Raw genomic sequence first — 16,448 nt, 5'->3', positions numbered from 1 at the left:
GCCCAGGATGACGAACTGAATATCAAAATAAAAGGGGTTCGAAATGAAGATTTCGAACCCCTTTTGTCTATCATAACGCCTAAAGTCAATCTAGATATCTTCTTGCCCCAGCATATTCTTCACCGTAACCCGATGTATCGATTTCATCTATCCTTACATGTGTAGAGGTGTTTGGCGAATGAATCATCTTCCCTTTTCCTATATACATCCCTACATGGTGGACCTTCCCTTTTCCTTTATCATAGGCAAAAAAGAGTAAATCGCCTGGTTCAAGGTTTTCCCGTTTCACCATTTCCCCCTGTTGCGCCTGAACGGAAGAGTCCCTTGGAATCGTTATTCCATTAGCGTGGTACATCGTATAGGTAAACCCGGAACAGTCAAATCCAAAACCAGACATTCCGGCCCATAGATAAGGAAGACCTAAAAATCCTTTGCCCGATTGCACGATGTCCGTACCCGTCGGTTTTGGAATTTGATTTTCATTTTGATAGATCTCTACGTCTTTCTTATCTATCCATTTGGCTCCATCACTTGGTGTCATAACTTTTACCTTATCTTTTTTCACCTGTAAAAGTGGTAGGCGTGTATCAAAGCTGACTTCCATGAATTTCGACCGCTGTTTCGAATCCGAATAAAGCCAAGTCTTGGGAGCATCCACAAGGACTAACCCTTTAGAGAGTTGTTTTTCAAAGGCCTTTGCTGTCTTCAATTGCCCTTTTGGCATCCATCCTGGATAACCCGCTTCATTTCGGGGTGTCAACTGATTGGCTACTGCTGCTTTCACCCAATTTCCTCGTTCTTCGAGTATGGTCACTTTTGACCCATATAACGCCTGTGTTTCCAGGTTACCCACAAGCCACAGCTTGTCCTCATACTTCATGGACTTGATCCAGGCATTCAAATCAACGGGGTTCGACGCAGAAGGAGCATCCAATTGTCTTAATAGGTTCGGCTCCGTCCACAGAGTGGCAACCGCTACATCTACATAGGCACTTCTCACTTTTTCTTTTGCGCTTGCTTCACTTGAAATGAATAGTAAAATACTAAGTGCAAAGAAAGATAGCACGAAAACCAATACCTTTTTTCTTTCCATTTACATAATCACCCTTCCAAAAAGTTTTATTGAGTAAAAGAGGATTTCCTCTTGACCCCTAGTCCAGGTTTATCGGTAATGAAGAGTTGGTCTTTCTTAAATTGAAGTCCTTCAAATGGTTCATCCTTAATCCATAATGGTGCATCCAGGTCAATCTTCGTGATGTTTGGATGCGCGGTTGCCAGATGAGCTGCGGCCGCTACACTTATGGTTGATTCCATCATACTCCCGATCATGCATTCAACCCCTGCTACTTCTGCCATATCCGCGATCTGAAGTGCACGCCGAATTCCTCCGGTTTTCATTAATTTAATATTCAGTAAATCAACAGCCCGTTCACTTAAAAGTCTCAAGGCATCACGAGGGGAAAACAGACTTTCGTCGGCCATGATCGGCACGTTCACCGACCTCTTTATTTCTTTCAAACCATCGATGTCATGTGCTTGTACAGGCTGTTCCACCAAATCAACGTTCAGCTTCCTCTCCTCGATTTCATGAATGATGGAGATTGCTTGTTTTGTTGTCCATCCTTGATTCGCGTCGACCCGGATGATGACTTGATCCCCCACAGCTTCTCGAATGCGGGAGACCCGTTCCACATCACTCTTCCAATCCTTCCCCAGCTTGATTTTCATCGTTGAAAATCCACCTTCTATTAGAGACAAGGCCGCCTTTGCCATTTCATCAGGTGTATCAATACTGATTGTCATATCGTTTTTCAACTCATTCGATTTCCCACCCAGATATTGATATAAAGGGAGCTGCCACCTTTTGCTGACTGCATCATACAAAGCGATTTCAACAGCAGCTTTTGCACTTGTATTGCCTACACAGGATTGTTGGATTACCTGAGACAATACATGAATACTCTCAATGTCACGGCCAATGAGATGTGGCGCGATCACTTCTTCAATGACCGTCATGATTCCATTAGTGGAATCTCCTGTGATGGCAACCGTTGGGGCTGCTGCACCCAATCCTTCCGTACCATCCTCCAACTTCACGAAAACCATGATGTTCTCAATTTCCATTGCAGTGCGCAAGGCAGTCTTGAATGGTTTGACCAGTGGTAGAGTTTCCACTGATACTTGTAAACTTTCAATCTTCATCGTAACATTCCTTCCTTAAAAGCTTGATAGTATATATGACGTAAATATTCCAAAATAGGTACCCAGAAGACTACCCAAAACAGCCATCAGAATTCCGACGGGTATTAGAGCCCGGTTAAATGCGCCCGCCAATATCGGAGCTGAAGCAACCCCTCCTATATTAGCCAATGAGGCAACTCCCATTGTAAATAGATCCAACTTGAAGACTTTTGCCAAAATGACCATGATCAATCCATGGAAGAATAGAATCATGAAACCGGATAGAATATACACAGGTGCTTGAAACAGCTGTGAAAAATCGGCATGGGAGGCAATTAAACCAATGACTATATACAGCATGACTTTGGAAATTTCCATGGAGCCCGCGATGCGCCCAACCTTCGTGACGGCTAGAAGCAACCCTACAGTCGACGCGATGATGATGGTCCACGTCGTCCCATTCACTGCAGCACCCAACACCGGCAGATTTTCCCCGATTTTCGTTGCCCCTGCTGATACGATTAAAGCGAGCGCCAAGAAACCGATCAATTCCACGAAGCCAAATTCCGTCTTTGTCGTTTCCCCCGCTTCAAGCTCGGAGGTCATTTGTTCAATGAAAGAAGTATCCGCTTTGGTCCAAAAATTGAATTTCCCGGCTAGAGGTACCAACCAGAACAAAAACATAACCCAAATGGAGTAATTGACTGTATCCATGATTAACGCATAACCAAAGATATTTTCAGGTACATCCAATATCCCTTGCAGGATCACCATGTTGGCCGATCCCCCAGTCCAACTTGCACTCAAAGCTGAAAATGCCTTCCAAGTTCCTTCCGCATAAAAACCATTCATCAAGACGTAAGTTAGAGTGAACCCTCCTATGATACTGATTGACGCCGCAAAAAAAGTTAAAAGCATCTTCGGTCCAAGTCTCAGTATTTTACGCATATCACATTGCAACAACATAAGCATTAGCATGGCTGGAAGCAGGAGACCCCTGACAGTACCATATGCATTTTCGACTGATTCACTGTCTGAAAAGAGCCCAAATGTCTTCATCAAGGCCGCTCCAATATAAATGAGGACAATGCCAGGTACATACTTGAAGAACTTTCCTCCTACTTTCTTCTCCACTACGGCAATCGCAGCAGTAAATGCCAATAAAAAACAGACAAACATCACACCATCTTGAATCATTTCCCATACCTCCTTATATTCAAGGGATTCCGTTCTACTAAACTATGATTTAGTCAACATGTCCCTAATAAAAAAATCCAGCTGCCAAAGAGCGCACGAATACACTCTTTAACAGCTGGATTTCAATTGCGTCTAACAAAAGAAGCAGCTATACCTTATTAAGTTGAAGATATTTAATACTTGCATTCCTTATGGCAACGGTCAGAGCTTTCTGAGAAGAACCAAAATACCGTTTCTCAATTTCCTTCTCCAACACATCAGGTTGAAGAATGGAATGTCCATTCAACATGGAGCGAATGAACTTGGATGTAAGCGATATTGTAGTCGAACATTCCACATCCACGATCTCGTGTGTATCACTATCAATGACCAATCCAATAAAAAAGCAGTTAAACTGCTGAGTAATCGGATTATTGGACGCCGCCTTTGACTCGCCCACTATGTACACTGTATTTTTCTGAAACATCCTTAGTGGCCTCCTGTCATTACAGACATCCAACAGGTATATATGGAGATATCTAAATTCCAACCAAATGATTACATATATACTAATATGTTCATTATGAATCTGTCAATATATTTCGCATATTACGACAAATCCCCACTTTTCAAGTAAGCCAGCAGGAAAATACTCTATCATCCTTTGGACTACCTTGTTCTCTCTTTATATAGTTTGTCCATAATCCCCTCTGAAAATTAGTTACAATACCCAATGACAATTATCAGAATATTTATTATGATGATATTAATCATAACAAGTATGCGTTATATTATATGACATTTTTTCAAGAAGGGAGTTTTACTTATATGAATGAAAAAGTTGGCAAGTCCAAGGTTTTCTCCTTAGGCCTACAGCATGTCCTCGCCATGTATGCAGGGGCAATCCTGGTGCCCATCATCGTCGGAGGCGCCTTAGGCTTCACTCCTCAACAGCTTGCTTACCTCATTGCCATTGACTTATTAACCTGTGGAATCGCGACGTTACTCCAAGCATGGAAAAACAAATTCTTCGGCATTGGGCTCCCGATTGTTTTAGGGACTTCCTTCGTAGCGGTCACTCCCATGATTTCCATAGGAAGTAACTATGGCATTTCCGCCATATATGGATCGATCATCGCAGCAGGTCTGTTCATCATTTTTTTCTCCAATATTTTTGGCAAGCTACTAAAGTTATTTCCTCCTGTCGTGACTGGGACAGTCGTCATCATCATTGGATTATCCTTAGTTCCCACCGGCATTAAAAACATGGCTGGCGGTGCAGGAAGCAAAGACTTTGGTTCAGCTGAAAACCTCATGCTCTCATTCGGTGTCCTTTCCATCATTTTACTGATGAATCGGTATTTCACTGGATTCATCCGTGCCATTTCCGTATTGGTCGGCATCATCGCAGGAACGGTCGTTTCCGCATTTACAGGAAAAATGGATTTTTCCACCGTCATGGAAGCCTCGTGGTTTCATGTCCCAGCTCCATTCTACTTCGGCATACCCACCTTTGAAATCGCGCCTATCCTGACGATGATGCTAGTCGGAACGGTCATCCTAATCGAATCGACCGGTGCCTTCCTTGCCCTTGGAAAAATAACCGGGCGTGACTTAAAGGAACGGGATATTGTACGGGGCTATCGTGCAGAAGGGCTTGCCTTCACTTTAGGAGGAATCTTCAACGCCTTTCCCTATAGCACATTCGCACAAAATGTCGGACTGGTTCAATTGTCCGGCGTGAAAAAACGATCCATCACCATCGCGGCAGGTTTCATTTTAATCGGGCTTGGACTGGTTCCAAAAATTGCAGCACTCGCTACATTGATCCCTACAGCCGTTCTTGGTGGAGCCACTGTCGTCATGTTCGGGATGGTTGTATCCTCAGGAATCAAGATGTTAGGCGATGTAGACTTTTCCGATAACTCGAATTTATTGGTCATCGCATGTTCGGTATCATTGGGTCTCGGCGCAACGGTCGTTCCCGAATTGTTCTCGAGCCTGCCGGAAGCGATTCGTATTGTTGTCGGCGATGGAATCATTACCGGTAGCCTGACAGCCATCATCCTGAACTTAATTTTAACTCCCCGGAATAAAAAATCAGATCCTAGAGTGGTGCCTGAAACGGACCAACTCTTAGCCAAAAGCGTATAAAAGGAGTCTAGAACATGATCACATTGGAGATGTTACAGAAAAAAAGCCATAAGGAATTCACGGAGATTCTCGGGGATATTTTCGAGGACTCGCCTTGGATTCCAGAGCAAGCCTCAGCGTCCAGGCCGTTTTCTTCCTTATTAAGCCTTCATCAATGCATGGTCGATATCGTGAACCACGCACCTAAGGAAATGCAAATGGATTTAATAAGGAAGCACCCAAACCTGGGTGACAAAGTCGAAATGACAGCTGACTCGACCAAGGAACAACGAGGAGCGGGATTAAAGGACCTTACCGTTTTGGAATACGAAAATTTCCTTTCATTAAATAGGCGTTATCAAAAAAAGTTTAACTTCCCCTTCATCCTCGCAGTACGCGGCAAGGATAAGCATGACATATATGAAGCAATGGAATTGAGGATTCACCATACAGAAGAAACCGAGTTTGAAACGGCCTTAGCAGAGATTTATCAAATAGCGTTCTTTCGTTTACAGGAAAAAATCAAAAGCTAAATAGTCTCGGCCTTGGCCGAAGAATGCAAGGGATAAGGAGACATATATGTCTGGTTTAACAACGCATATCTTGGACTTAACACACGGGAAACCCGCTGCAAACGTCACGATTGAATTATATTACTCCGAATCATCATCCTCTACCTGGCAGCTACTCCAAACAGCTGTCACGAACGCGGATGGGCGGCTCGATGCCCCTCTCCTCACCGGGGAAGAGGCAAAAACCGGACAGTACGAAATCGTCTTTCATATCGGCGATTACTTCCGCGGTCAATCAATTGAGCTACCTGACCCTCCCTTTTTGGACCAAGTTCCTATCCGCTTCGGTCTAGCGTCCCCCGCTTCCCACTATCATGTGCCTTTACTCGTCTCCCCATGGGGCTATCAGGTATACCGGGGAAGTTAATGAATTTAGGAATACTACAAACAAACCCCCGGCAAAGAGGCATATACATTGTCCCTTTGCCGGGGGTTTCCTGCTTATTGATTCATTAGTCTTTTTAAGCCCATACACCATCACACTATTTTTTTCTTGGGTGTTAGTTTTTCAGTTGATTCCATTTCTCTTAATCCTTGATAGATACAAAAACCTGAGTAAGCTAAGAGCAATAAACCCGGACCAATCAGTAAGAGAGCAGCACCTTCTTTTGATTGGGTGAAATCGATGAAATATCCTACATAAGGAATAGTGAATCCAGAGTATAGAGCTACAATATTATCGGATAGAACCGGATCGGCATCTATCATTTTATTATTATCACCTTTCGTATCGTAAAGAACGTGCTCTCCGCTACTGTTCACCTTGGCAATCCTATGCGTTATGAGTATTTCCTCACTTGTTTGGAATGTGATGATGTCCCCTTTTTTAAGGGCTAGTTTCTCGTCTGAACTTAGCGGCTTGACAGCAATAACTGACCCGGTTTGAAAGGTAGGTTCCATCGATCCGGACAAAACAGTTTTAAGCTGATACCCCAAAACCTGGGGTTCCCCCCCAGACGCTTTTGAAGATATGATAAGAAATACCATTACCATTAAGTTCAGAAATAGTACCAGTGTAATCAAATTACTTATTATTTTCAGCGTTCTTTTCAAACTCTTCGCCTCCTGACTTATTATCTCCCTTACCCTCCGTGTTCTCATCCTTTGTACTAGAATCCTTTTCAATCGGTAACTCACTTTCTTCTTTTTCTTGTTCTTTATCGATAGCCTTATTTTCTTCAGGCATATTTTCAATTTCGTCTTTAGTGGAATCATCTACTTTTTCATCAGAGTCCTTTGCTTCTTCATTCTCTTCAGTTTCAGGCTCATCACTCTCATTCTCCTGATTTTCATTTGGATCTGGCTCATCTTCGATTGGTTCCTTCTTTTCTTCACATTCTTCATGATCTTCATTCTTTTTCGCGTTAGAACAATCCATGTCCTCCATGTCCTCGGCTATCTCCCAAATCCCAATTTGAATCTCTTGGTTTACTAGTTCAATGTCTGTGTAATAGGCATTCGTTTGACCCGTAACAACCACCACTGTTCCTAAAAATAAATACCATATAGCCACAAGCTTGGTTAATGTCCATAATCGTTTTTTTCTCTTCTCATTTCCCTTTTTATTTAGTATTGGAAACCCCTTCTCCCTAGGCTTCATTCTTTATAGTGCTTGCTGCCTTACAGATTAACGATTCTTAGACTTATATTCTCTTGGAACTCTTATGTATAGAATTTATTTCAAGAGATATTCGATATAAAAGAAGTGCCCAAAAGAACACTTTTGGGACACCTCCACTTCTTAAACTCTTAGTTCACACCAACAGCGATATATGCAGCTTTTACAGCTCTTACTTCTTTTGAGCTAGCTCCATATAAATCCGTTGCAGCCTGAATGGCCGCTTCTTTCATCATTGTAAAGTTTGAACTGGCTGTCAGGTATTTTGAAAGGGCGCGGTAATAAATTTGTTCCGTCGCTTCACGTCCAACCCCACTCACGGTAACTCCATAATGAGTTCCACCCTCTGAGATCAGGTAAGCGGCCTTGTTATTGATACTACTGTTGATATGAACGCCACCACTATCTAAAGAACCTGTATACCTTTTACTCCAATGATCTGGAGAATAGCCACTATCCGTTCTGACGTCAACGATTTCTGCCGGATTACTCATCGAACGCAAACCCTTTCTTCCATCTTTAACGATCATTTCTCCAATTAGCCATTCTTCATCACTTCTGTCTACCATGGCAGCAAATATATCGGACATGGATTCGTTTAAAGCCCCGGATTCATTTCGATAGATTAGATTTGCCGTATGTTGAGTCACACCATGAGCCATCTCATGCGCAGCAACATCCAAACCTCCAGCGAAATTATGATAGGCGATGCCATCACCATCACCATATGACATCGTTCTTCCATTCCAGGATGCGTTATTCCAATTATTATTCACATGGACCGAAGAAATTAACTGTTGGCCATTATCATCCACCGAATTACGGCCAAATGTGCCTTTGAAATAATCATAGGTCTTTTGTGCATTTGCATGTGCATCTACAGCAGCACCGTCTTTAAACATTTTAATAAGACTTGTGACTAGTTGATTGCCGTTCTTTGCATCATTGGTGACTACACCTTTTCCTCGCGTCACATCAGTGAGTCCATACACCCCGTTAGCATATTGCGCTTCAAACATCTGCTTGTTATTAAATACGCCATTACCAAATGCCGTAACTTCATGGGAAGCATTATAGTTATCTACAACTTTTCCATTGGTAGAATCAATGAAATAATGCCAGTATCCAACCTCGGGTTCAATAGTAGAGGCTTTAACTAGAAAAGTATTATGGAATGCTCCATCGAATTCATAAATATACTGTTCAACAGCAATGTCACCATCGTACTGATCTACCTTGCCAATTTTCTTTTCAAGATCCTGTTTGGCTACTTCAATCGCCTCTGTTTCAGAAATGGCAACCTCTGTCTTGATATTTTCGTTCTCTAGATCGGGTACTACTTCACCGAAGAACGACGTAACATTATTATCCTCGTCAATCGCTATCGTCGAATCCGATCCGAATATAGGAACTCCTTTATACTGTTCAACCAGTCTAAAGTGATGGGTTCCGACCTCTTTATCAGCTTGTTCGTCTATTACTTTAAAGTTTTTTTTCATATCACCTTTTAATTTAAACTTCTTACTATTCTCGTTAAGGAAAGAATAGGCGATTTCCTTCTTGCTTAAGCCACTTTTCCCTTTTGGGGACCAAGTTTCCCCGATAAAAGAAGGAGTTTTATATTCATCATTATATTTAATAGTGTCCTGAGCACCTACAAGTGATCCAGCTGTACCGAACGTCCCTAAAAAAACGGATAGAGCTAAAGTAGAAGAAATCATTTTCTTATTTACTTTCAATTATCTCATCTCCCTGATAAATAGTTTTCAAATTAATTCTCATAGGTATATGAAAAATTTTACTTAGCTTCACCATCCGCTTGATTGGCGATAAATGTCCAGTCAAGTTTAAGTTGATCTCCTTGTAATACATTTTGATCCTCACCATTATCGATAAATTCAAACTGTACCCAAAGATCATTTTCAGCACCCGGCTCAAGTCCTCCATTTTTCGCAAAGAAAGGATCGAAAACATTTTTTTCAACAACGTCTGGATCCATATTTTTTAATTCTAGTAGAGTTGTTTCAAAAATAGGTTCATTCTCTTTGTCCCAGTTCCATAAGAAATTCACCCGGATATGCTTCCCGAAGTCTTCAGAACCATTGTCACCCTTAGCATCTATGACTGTATAGGCCGATTTAAGATTGACGTTTTTTATTTTCAACGAACCATTATTCGCTAATTTAAATTCAGTTGTTTTCGAGTCACCGGGTTTCATATTCTCAAGATTGACGATTGTTTGTGGATTAATGGACAAATCCAATGTACCGGCTGCGAACGTATTATTCGTCACTTCTTGATCGCTGAAATAAGCATATGTACCCCCACCAATCAGTGATAGTCCTAATGCTGCTGATGCAATGCCTAAACCTAATTTTTTCTTAATACCCACTTCATTTCCCCCCGCATCTCTATTTTTTAAAATACCATGAAACTTGCTGAGCTACTTCCCAGCGTTCTTTACTCTTTTAAATGGTTACAAATTAAATTTAATTGACTAAATATTAAGTAAATTAAAAATAATCTCCTCTCTTTTTATTTCACATACAGATGGAACCTCATGAGGCTACCACTCCAAAACTATATTAGTAGAACTTTAGACCCACTGTATTCTTTATTAAGATTGGTAAGTTCTCTATAAAGAATGCGTTGACATAATCATACCTACATTTACATATTATTGTAAATAGTCATATAGGTTTATACTCAAATGAAAACTAGTTCTATATAATCGGTCATTTTATCTTATTTTTCCTACCTTTTCGCGTATATAATCCTAAATTACAGTTGACAAATACTTAAAGTTTATTTTTAATTGACGACTTAAAATGACATGAGAAGGCGAGTGAAATTCTGGATTTCTTCGAAACTTTCGTATCACAGGTGTGACATTCTCTATATTAAAATAACTTATTGGACCACAATAGTATTTCCAGAGATTCGAGATATACGCCGTTCGTATGAACAAAATTGGTGACCATCAAAGGTAATAGTAAAAAACGTAGGGCCCCGGCTTAAAATCCTGGGCCCTACGTTTTTTATGAAATAAAATCAGGTTATATCGAGGTTACGTTCGTACTCTTTCAAGATCCGACGGCTGCACCGTCTCCCCGTGGGTCGACTCCACCTTTAAGGAATCCATGCTCATCGATCCGGATGGCCTGCGCATGTCCCATCGCTCCATCAAACTCCTTCACGACTTCGACAAGATGCCCTTTTTCTTGAAGTTCCTTAATGGCGTCTTGCTCGACACGACTTTCGATGCGTAACGCCTCACTAGATTCTCCCCAGGTCCTGCCCCAGACAAAACGAGGCTCATTGATGGCCGTTTGGGGATCCATCCCATAATCGATCATCCGGGTAATGATCGCGGTTTGCGTCTGCGGTTGACCTTCCCCACCTTGCGTTCCGTAAATAATGCTAGGTTTTCCATCCTTACAGGCCATTGCCGGCATCAGGGTATGGAAGGAACGCTTGTTAGGTTCCAAAGTATTGACATGGTTGGAATCTAGCGAGAAAAAGGACCCCCGGTTTTGAAGAATCACTCCTGTATCCCCGGCAACGACACCCGATCCGAACTCGAAGTACAGGCTCTGAATGAATGATACGGAATTCCCATCCTTATCTACAACGGCGGCATAAGCGGTGTCACTGCCCATCGGCGGGCTAGCCACCTTTTCTGCCTTCGTTCGTTGAATGGCTGCCCCGATCTTGGCAGCATATCGCTTATCAAGGAGCTTACCCAGGGGAATCTCAAAGAATTCAGGATCCGTTAATACCTCGTTTCTATCACGAAACCCTGCTTTTAACGCCTCCGCCAATAGATGATAATAATCGGCAGATCCATGCTCCATGTTTTCCAAGTCAAAGTTCTCTAGAATATTCAACGCCAGCAAACCGACGAACCCTTGAGAGTTGGGTGGGACTTGATAAATGGTATAGTCGCGGTAGGTAGTGGATATAGGTTCGACCCAGTTACCTTCATGGTTGGCAAAGTCAGCAGCGGTTAACAGTCCACCCTGTTCCTGCAAATAAGTAACGATGGATTGACCAAGTTCGCCATGATAAAAAACATCCCTCCCCCGTTCAGCAATCAAGGTTAAACTACGGGCCAAGTCTTTTTGAAAAAAACGTTCCCCCACTTCCGGAATTCTTCCTCCTGGCGCATAAATATCGGCTGTGATCGGCATCTTTGAAAGCCAGTCCCAGTTCTGCTTTGTATAGTCCACTTGGTTCTTCGTAATGGGAAAACCATTTTCCGCATACTCGATTGCCGGTACAAGAACTTCAGCCAATGATAAGGTACCTAATTCTTTTAATATAGCATCCCAGCTATCTACCATTCCCGGAACGGTGATGGCACTCCTTATGCCACGAAAGGGAATGGCCGCTTCCCCTGCATACGTTTCACGGCTGACATTTGCCCCAGATCGTCCGCTACCATTATAAACACTTATTTTCCCGTCACTGTTTTCATAATTCAGCCAGAACATATCACCGCCAAGTCCCGTCATATGCGGATAAACAACACCCAGGCAGGCGCTGACAGCCACCGCTGCATCAAAAGCATTGCCTCCTTTTTCGAGAATATGATTTCCCGCCATCGATGCTAAATAGTGGGGGCTCACTACCATGCTCTTCGTTCCGATAATCGATTGTGTCATACAGTTGCTCCTTTCATTTATTTTATTTTTTCTGAAAATTAACTATATTTGTATTATAAACCATTAACTCACAATACGTAATCCACTTTTTTGTTTTTATTAACAAATAGAAATCATTTTCATCTTTAAATCATCTATTGAACTAATAAGTTATATAATTACATACAATTCGATACTTTTATTAAAATTTTATGAGCATTTCGAAACCTATTTTGTTATGATTAATAGATAATCATGGAAATTATTATTCGAACAGGAGGAACCAATATGAACAATCCATATGGCGAATTAACCGTGGGAATGATGCGGACGGGGATTTTAGGGTTCGGTGGTGGTCCCTCGGTCATTCCACTCATCCGGCATGAAGCAGTTTCCCGTTATCATTGGCTAGATGATGACGAATTCGGTGATACATTGGCCATTGCCAATACACTCCCTGGTCCGATTGCCACAAAGATGGCCGCCTATCTGGGGTACAAACTGAAAGGATGGCCTGGTGCCATCGTAAGTGTGGCGGCGCATATCTTACCATCTGCCTTTGCCATGGTATTCTTGATCGCCTTCATAAACGTCCTCAGTAATTCGGCGATGATTACCAATATGATTGCTGCCGTGATGCCAGTCGTTGCTGTCATGCTTGGACAAATGGCATATGAGTTTGGTGAAAAGGCCGTTAAAGGGTTAGGGAAAGTGCTTGGCATCTTATTTTTTTCCATCTCCTTCTTACTTCTTCAGGTCGTTTCCCTGCATCCTGGTATCGTCATCATGATTTTCCTTTTATATGGTGCCTTTCATTTTAAATTGAAGAACAGATTGAAAAATAAGAAACAGGATAAGAAGGAGGAATCAGCATAATGGGTGCCATTTTCATCCCGATTGGTGTAGCTGTGTTCTTGGCATTTTTCATAGCGAATATCCTTGGCTATGGAGGAGGTCCAGCTTCGATTCCGCTTATGTACGACCAAATTGTCACCCGCTATGGTTGGCTTTCTAATACGGAATTCTCACAAATGCTTGCGCTTGGAAACTCCCTCCCAGGACCGATTGCCACAAAAATCGCCGCCTATGTCGGTTACGATGTTTACGGATGGCCCGGGTTCTTCGTCGCTTTGGCGGGGACGATCATTCCTTCTGCCGTGGCCTTGATTTATTTATTGAAAATCTTGCGAAAATACAAGCAGTCGCCCATCGTAAAAGGCATGTCCTTACTCGTTCAGCCCGTGATCGCCATCATGATGCTATTGCTTACATGGCAGATGGCTGCTGACGCTGTCGGCTCCATTGGATATATTCATTCCTTAATCATTGCCGGAATTGCCTTCCTAGCATTGGGGAGATTCAAGATTCACCCTGCCTTCGTCATCATTTTTGCCTTTGCCTATGGAGGGTTCATCCTCCCGATCACATAAAAAAACCACCTTAAAGGTGGTTTTTTTATTAGGGTAGCAAGAAAACTATTTGAAAAGGATACTATAACTAAACGGCTAAATTAATTAATTTTTGATATGATTATACCCTCTATCGTTTCATTAAAAGAAAATTCCATATTAACCTTTTGGTTTTTATCAAAGTACCCCATTATTTTCGCACCAGAATCATCTCTTTCGTAGTAATTTTCTCCATATTCTTGTATAACATCTTCCTTTGAACTGCCCTTTGTTATTTTCTTTGATGTTTTATATGTATTGTTTGAAAAAAAATAACTAGCAACTTGCCCATTAACTATTTGAAATTCTATATCACTATTATCTCTATCTTTCCCATATATTAAATAGGTAGATTTTGATTTTTCTACCTCTTCAACAAAGTCTGGTTCTCCTAAAACTTCTTTAATCTTATCTTCTGTTGAATTTAAAGAAATTGTATTTACTTCCTCTGACAAACTTGTGCTATCAGTATTTTCATAGAAATCCATTTTATTAGTGGTTCCACAACCACTTAATACAATAATTGATAATAGTAAAATTGATAATGTAAATCGATACATACGGAAAAATCCAAACATTAAATTGTCTCCTTATAAATTAGTTGATAGCCATTGAAGTACTCTCAAAAATTAAAATAAATTATTACTTTTACATAAAAAAACAAAACACCACTTTAATCTATTTAATGTAGTGTTTTGCTTTTCAAATGGAATAAGCTGTTATCTTTTCTTAACTTAAGATAAATAGAAATTAATTATGAGATCATTTAAGGGGAAAATAGTCGTACTTATTTGATACAATAATTTTTACTATAAATAGTCGTACTGAATAATCAAAATACAACTTTTATTTTCTATCTGGATCTAAATATTTTTGTAAATCTTTTTTGACCTTTTTTGTATTATAATTTTCTTTTTTGTCCTTATAATTCTGGATTAATAAGGCTGTGTATCCTGTTGTATATGCTGTTGAAAATGATACACCTGTATCTATAGTCATTTTATTATTTAAATACAATGAAATAATATCTTCGCCAGGAGCATATACATCAACTTTCTTTTCTTTGAATTCCTGACTATATATTTCTCCCTCTGTATTCAAAATACCAACATTAATAACTTCAGAATAAGCACCTGGATAAGACAAATCGGTATCATCCGGGAATTTTATATTGCCTGATGATGATATAACAACTATATCGTTTTTATAAGCTTTTTTGATAGCTTGATGTAATTCTTTAGTACCTTTAGGAAGTTCTAAACTAATATTTATTACATCAACGCCCTCTTCAACAGCCCAATTTATACCCTTTATGAGATTTCCAACCCTTACATTCCCGTTTTCATCAGCAACTTTAGAAATATAAAGATCAGAATTTGGTGATATACCTAATAGATTGTAATTATTTTTACGTGCTCCAATAATCCCTGATATTTTAGTACCATGTCCATTGTTATCACCAAAGTCTTCTTTGTTTTTACCAACAAAATTTATACCTTTAGTATAAGTTAAATCTTTATTATCTTTATCAATTCCTGTATCTAGTACTGCAATTTTCACATTTTCCCCTTTAATATTTTTATTATGCCAATAACTAATAGAATTTGAAAACTCTTGTTGCTTAACCTCTTCTTGATCTTTTGTATTTGGAAGAGGTTTATCCTCCATATCAGAATGGTCCATATTAGAATGGTCCATTTCAGAACTACTAGCTTTAGAACACCCTATTAATAAAAATAAAGAAAATATAATTACAATTGAAATTAATATACTATTTCGCATTTTTACCAGCCTCATGGAATTTTTTGATACCAAGCATGAGTATGATTATATTTACTATGACCAATTAAGGGAGAACAGTTTTTTGAATAAGCTTTACAATATCTTAAATTACTGTCCATTTTACCTAATGTTGAATCTGAAGCACATACTAGATAACCGATAATAGCTTTATAACAATCTGAAGTTATAAAATTCTGATAGCCATATCCATTATCATCTAAACAATATGGCCAACCCCCTCCAGAAATCTTACCGTCTTGACTATCTACAGAATGATCAATATAAATCTCCGATTTTGGGACTTTTTTTTGGGATTCTTTTTTTATATTTTTTGCAATAGGATGATTTTTTTGACCTAAGTTTTCAAATGCCAATAATAAATTTTCAAAATCAGTTTTTTCAGCTAATACAAGTTCTTTTATTTTTTTCATATCCTCTTCACTAATTCCAAAATCTTTTGCACTAGCTTTTAAAATTTGATCTGAAGAATAAAATTTCTCTCTTTTTTTCTCTGCAGCTTTAAATCTTTTATCCAACTCTTCTTTTGCGTTCTCTTGCATTACAACCATTTCATTCACAAAACGATTATCTTGATCTGCTTGTTCAGTTTTGATTTCATTAATAGTTTCATAGTTAGAAATCATTTCTTTAGCAATCTCATTATAATCTACAACTTCTTCTGCAAAAGTCTGTGACCCTTGGAAAAGAACCGTTATTAATAAAAGACTAGCAAATAAAAATTTAATTGTTTTCATCATTTATCCCCTCCCGTAATTCTTACCAAATTAAATTATGTAATATTGTGAAAATACCAACAATTAAAACACAATATTCATATTAATGAAATTTCAGGATAATATCAATGAATCCTTGGACCTATAATGGCCGTTCCCTT

The 16,448-nt window shown here is 39.9% G+C and carries 17 protein-coding genes; 5 read left to right on the top strand and 12 right to left on the bottom strand.

Annotated features, from left to right (window positions below; translation table 11 throughout):
* Positions 1-85 precede the first annotated feature (85 nt).
* The 4 genes from ACIQXR_RS07345 to ACIQXR_RS07330 form a co-directional block, all read right to left on the bottom strand.
* Positions 86-1,093 carry a C40 family peptidase gene (locus tag ACIQXR_RS07345; protein ID WP_402867590.1) on the bottom strand — a complete coding sequence of 336 codons (1,008 nt, stop codon included), beginning with the start codon at positions 1,091-1,093 and terminating at the stop codon, positions 86-88.
* A gap of 26 nt (positions 1,094-1,119) precedes the next feature.
* Entirely contained in the window at positions 1,120-2,202 is a 1,083-nt protein-coding gene (locus ACIQXR_RS07340; protein WP_402867589.1) for a dipeptide epimerase, read from the bottom strand.
* A gap of 15 nt (positions 2,203-2,217) precedes the next feature.
* Positions 2,218-3,378, bottom strand: coding sequence for a DUF819 family protein (locus ACIQXR_RS07335; protein WP_402867588.1), 1,161 nt, complete (start codon positions 3,376-3,378; stop codon positions 2,218-2,220).
* A 148-nt stretch (positions 3,379-3,526) separates the two neighbouring features.
* Positions 3,527-3,844, bottom strand: a complete 318-nt coding sequence (locus ACIQXR_RS07330) for a DUF3870 domain-containing protein (RefSeq protein ID WP_402867587.1) — start codon at positions 3,842-3,844, stop codon at positions 3,527-3,529.
* A 341-nt stretch (positions 3,845-4,185) separates the two neighbouring features.
* Between ACIQXR_RS07330 and ACIQXR_RS07325 the strand changes: the two genes are divergently transcribed.
* From ACIQXR_RS07325 to uraH, 3 genes are read left to right on the top strand one after another with little or no spacing between them, the layout of a single operon-like run.
* Positions 4,186-5,511 (top strand): nucleobase:cation symporter-2 family protein, encoded by a 1,326-nt coding sequence (locus tag ACIQXR_RS07325; RefSeq protein ID WP_402867586.1) that lies wholly within the window; start codon positions 4,186-4,188, stop codon positions 5,509-5,511.
* Between the two features lie 14 nt (positions 5,512-5,525).
* Positions 5,526-6,023 carry a 2-oxo-4-hydroxy-4-carboxy-5-ureidoimidazoline decarboxylase gene (gene uraD / locus ACIQXR_RS07320; RefSeq protein WP_402867585.1) on the top strand — a complete coding sequence of 166 codons (498 nt, stop codon included), beginning with the start codon at positions 5,526-5,528 and terminating at the stop codon, positions 6,021-6,023.
* A gap of 46 nt (positions 6,024-6,069) precedes the next feature.
* Positions 6,070-6,429 carry a hydroxyisourate hydrolase gene (gene uraH, locus ACIQXR_RS07315; RefSeq protein ID WP_402867583.1) on the top strand — a complete coding sequence of 120 codons (360 nt, stop codon included), beginning with the start codon at positions 6,070-6,072 and terminating at the stop codon, positions 6,427-6,429.
* Between the two features lie 110 nt (positions 6,430-6,539).
* Here the strand turns inward: uraH and sipW are convergent, their stop codons facing one another.
* The 5 genes from sipW to ggt all read right to left on the bottom strand — a co-directional run bounded on the left by sipW (position 6,540) and on the right by ggt (position 12,344).
* Positions 6,540-7,055 (bottom strand): signal peptidase I SipW, encoded by a 516-nt coding sequence (gene sipW / locus ACIQXR_RS07310; protein WP_402868514.1) that lies wholly within the window; start codon positions 7,053-7,055, stop codon positions 6,540-6,542.
* 31 nt (positions 7,056-7,086) lie between these two features.
* Positions 7,087-7,575, bottom strand: coding sequence for a hypothetical protein (locus ACIQXR_RS07305; RefSeq protein ID WP_402867582.1), 489 nt, complete (start codon positions 7,573-7,575; stop codon positions 7,087-7,089).
* A gap of 236 nt (positions 7,576-7,811) precedes the next feature.
* Positions 7,812-9,401, bottom strand: a complete 1,590-nt coding sequence (locus ACIQXR_RS07300) for a M4 family metallopeptidase (protein WP_402868512.1) — start codon at positions 9,399-9,401, stop codon at positions 7,812-7,814.
* 77 nt (positions 9,402-9,478) lie between these two features.
* Entirely contained in the window at positions 9,479-10,072 is a 594-nt protein-coding gene (locus ACIQXR_RS07295; protein ID WP_402867581.1) for a TasA family protein, read from the bottom strand.
* A gap of 691 nt (positions 10,073-10,763) precedes the next feature.
* Positions 10,764-12,344 (bottom strand): gamma-glutamyltransferase, encoded by a 1,581-nt coding sequence (gene ggt, locus ACIQXR_RS07290; RefSeq protein ID WP_402867580.1) that lies wholly within the window; start codon positions 12,342-12,344, stop codon positions 10,764-10,766.
* A gap of 267 nt (positions 12,345-12,611) precedes the next feature.
* Between ggt and chrB the strand changes: the two genes are divergently transcribed.
* Both chrB and chrA read left to right on the top strand, forming a co-directional pair.
* Positions 12,612-13,199 carry a chromate efflux transporter ChrB gene (chrB, locus tag ACIQXR_RS07285; protein ID WP_402867579.1) on the top strand — a complete coding sequence of 196 codons (588 nt, stop codon included), beginning with the start codon at positions 12,612-12,614 and terminating at the stop codon, positions 13,197-13,199.
* Positions 13,199-13,753: a chromate efflux transporter ChrA gene (gene chrA / locus ACIQXR_RS07280; RefSeq protein WP_402867577.1), complete on the top strand. Its 555-nt coding sequence runs from the start codon at positions 13,199-13,201 to the stop codon at positions 13,751-13,753. The genes chrB and chrA overlap by 1 nt, the downstream gene beginning before the upstream one ends.
* A gap of 80 nt (positions 13,754-13,833) precedes the next feature.
* On the opposite strand, the gene ACIQXR_RS07275 is transcribed toward chrA, so the two are convergent.
* The 3 genes from ACIQXR_RS07275 to ACIQXR_RS07265 all read right to left on the bottom strand — a co-directional run bounded on the left by ACIQXR_RS07275 (position 13,834) and on the right by ACIQXR_RS07265 (position 16,311).
* A complete protein-coding gene (locus ACIQXR_RS07275; protein WP_402867576.1) occupies positions 13,834-14,349 on the bottom strand; it encodes a hypothetical protein in 516 nt (171 codons plus the stop codon).
* A gap of 268 nt (positions 14,350-14,617) precedes the next feature.
* A complete protein-coding gene (locus ACIQXR_RS07270) occupies positions 14,618-15,553 on the bottom strand; it encodes a S8 family serine peptidase (RefSeq protein WP_402867575.1) in 936 nt (311 codons plus the stop codon).
* 11 nt (positions 15,554-15,564) lie between these two features.
* Positions 15,565-16,311: a hypothetical protein gene (locus ACIQXR_RS07265; protein WP_403079778.1), complete on the bottom strand. Its 747-nt coding sequence runs from the start codon at positions 16,309-16,311 to the stop codon at positions 15,565-15,567.
* Positions 16,312-16,448 lie beyond the last annotated feature (137 nt).

It is taken from the genome of Peribacillus sp. NPDC097224 (assembly GCF_044761985.1).
GTDB lineage: Bacteria > Bacillota > Bacilli > Bacillales > DSM-1321 > Peribacillus.
The sequence above is the reverse complement of the archived record's forward strand: the minus strand, read 5'-3'. Positions and strand labels throughout refer to the sequence as shown.

Bases quoted from the DNA above. Each gene is read 5' to 3' on its own strand.
- ACIQXR_RS07345 (WP_402867590.1), bottom strand. From the start codon at position 1,093: ATGGAAAGAAAAAAGGTATTGGTTTTCGTGCTATCTTTCTTTGCACTT.
- ACIQXR_RS07340 (WP_402867589.1), bottom strand. From the start codon at position 2,202: ATGAAGATTGAAAGTTTACAAGTATCAGTGGAAACTCTACCACTGGTC.
- ACIQXR_RS07335 (WP_402867588.1), bottom strand. From the start codon at position 3,378: ATGATTCAAGATGGTGTGATGTTTGTCTGTTTTTTATTGGCATTTACT.
- ACIQXR_RS07330 (WP_402867587.1), bottom strand. From the start codon at position 3,844: ATGTTTCAGAAAAATACAGTGTACATAGTGGGCGAGTCAAAGGCGGCG.
- ACIQXR_RS07325 (WP_402867586.1), top strand. From the start codon at position 4,186: ATGAATGAAAAAGTTGGCAAGTCCAAGGTTTTCTCCTTAGGCCTACAG.
- uraD (WP_402867585.1), top strand. From the start codon at position 5,526: ATGATCACATTGGAGATGTTACAGAAAAAAAGCCATAAGGAATTCACG.
- uraH (WP_402867583.1), top strand. From the start codon at position 6,070: ATGTCTGGTTTAACAACGCATATCTTGGACTTAACACACGGGAAACCC.
- sipW (WP_402868514.1), bottom strand. From the start codon at position 7,055: ATGGTAATGGTATTTCTTATCATATCTTCAAAAGCGTCTGGGGGGGAA.
- ACIQXR_RS07300 (WP_402868512.1), bottom strand. From the start codon at position 9,401: ATGATTTCTTCTACTTTAGCTCTATCCGTTTTTTTAGGGACGTTCGGT.
- ggt (WP_402867580.1), bottom strand. From the start codon at position 12,344: ATGACACAATCGATTATCGGAACGAAGAGCATGGTAGTGAGCCCCCAC.
- chrB (WP_402867579.1), top strand. From the start codon at position 12,612: ATGAACAATCCATATGGCGAATTAACCGTGGGAATGATGCGGACGGGG.
- chrA (WP_402867577.1), top strand. From the start codon at position 13,199: ATGGGTGCCATTTTCATCCCGATTGGTGTAGCTGTGTTCTTGGCATTT.
- ACIQXR_RS07275 (WP_402867576.1), bottom strand. From the start codon at position 14,349: ATGTTTGGATTTTTCCGTATGTATCGATTTACATTATCAATTTTACTA.
- ACIQXR_RS07270 (WP_402867575.1), bottom strand. From the start codon at position 15,553: ATGCGAAATAGTATATTAATTTCAATTGTAATTATATTTTCTTTATTT.
- ACIQXR_RS07265 (WP_403079778.1), bottom strand. From the start codon at position 16,311: ATGATGAAAACAATTAAATTTTTATTTGCTAGTCTTTTATTAATAACG.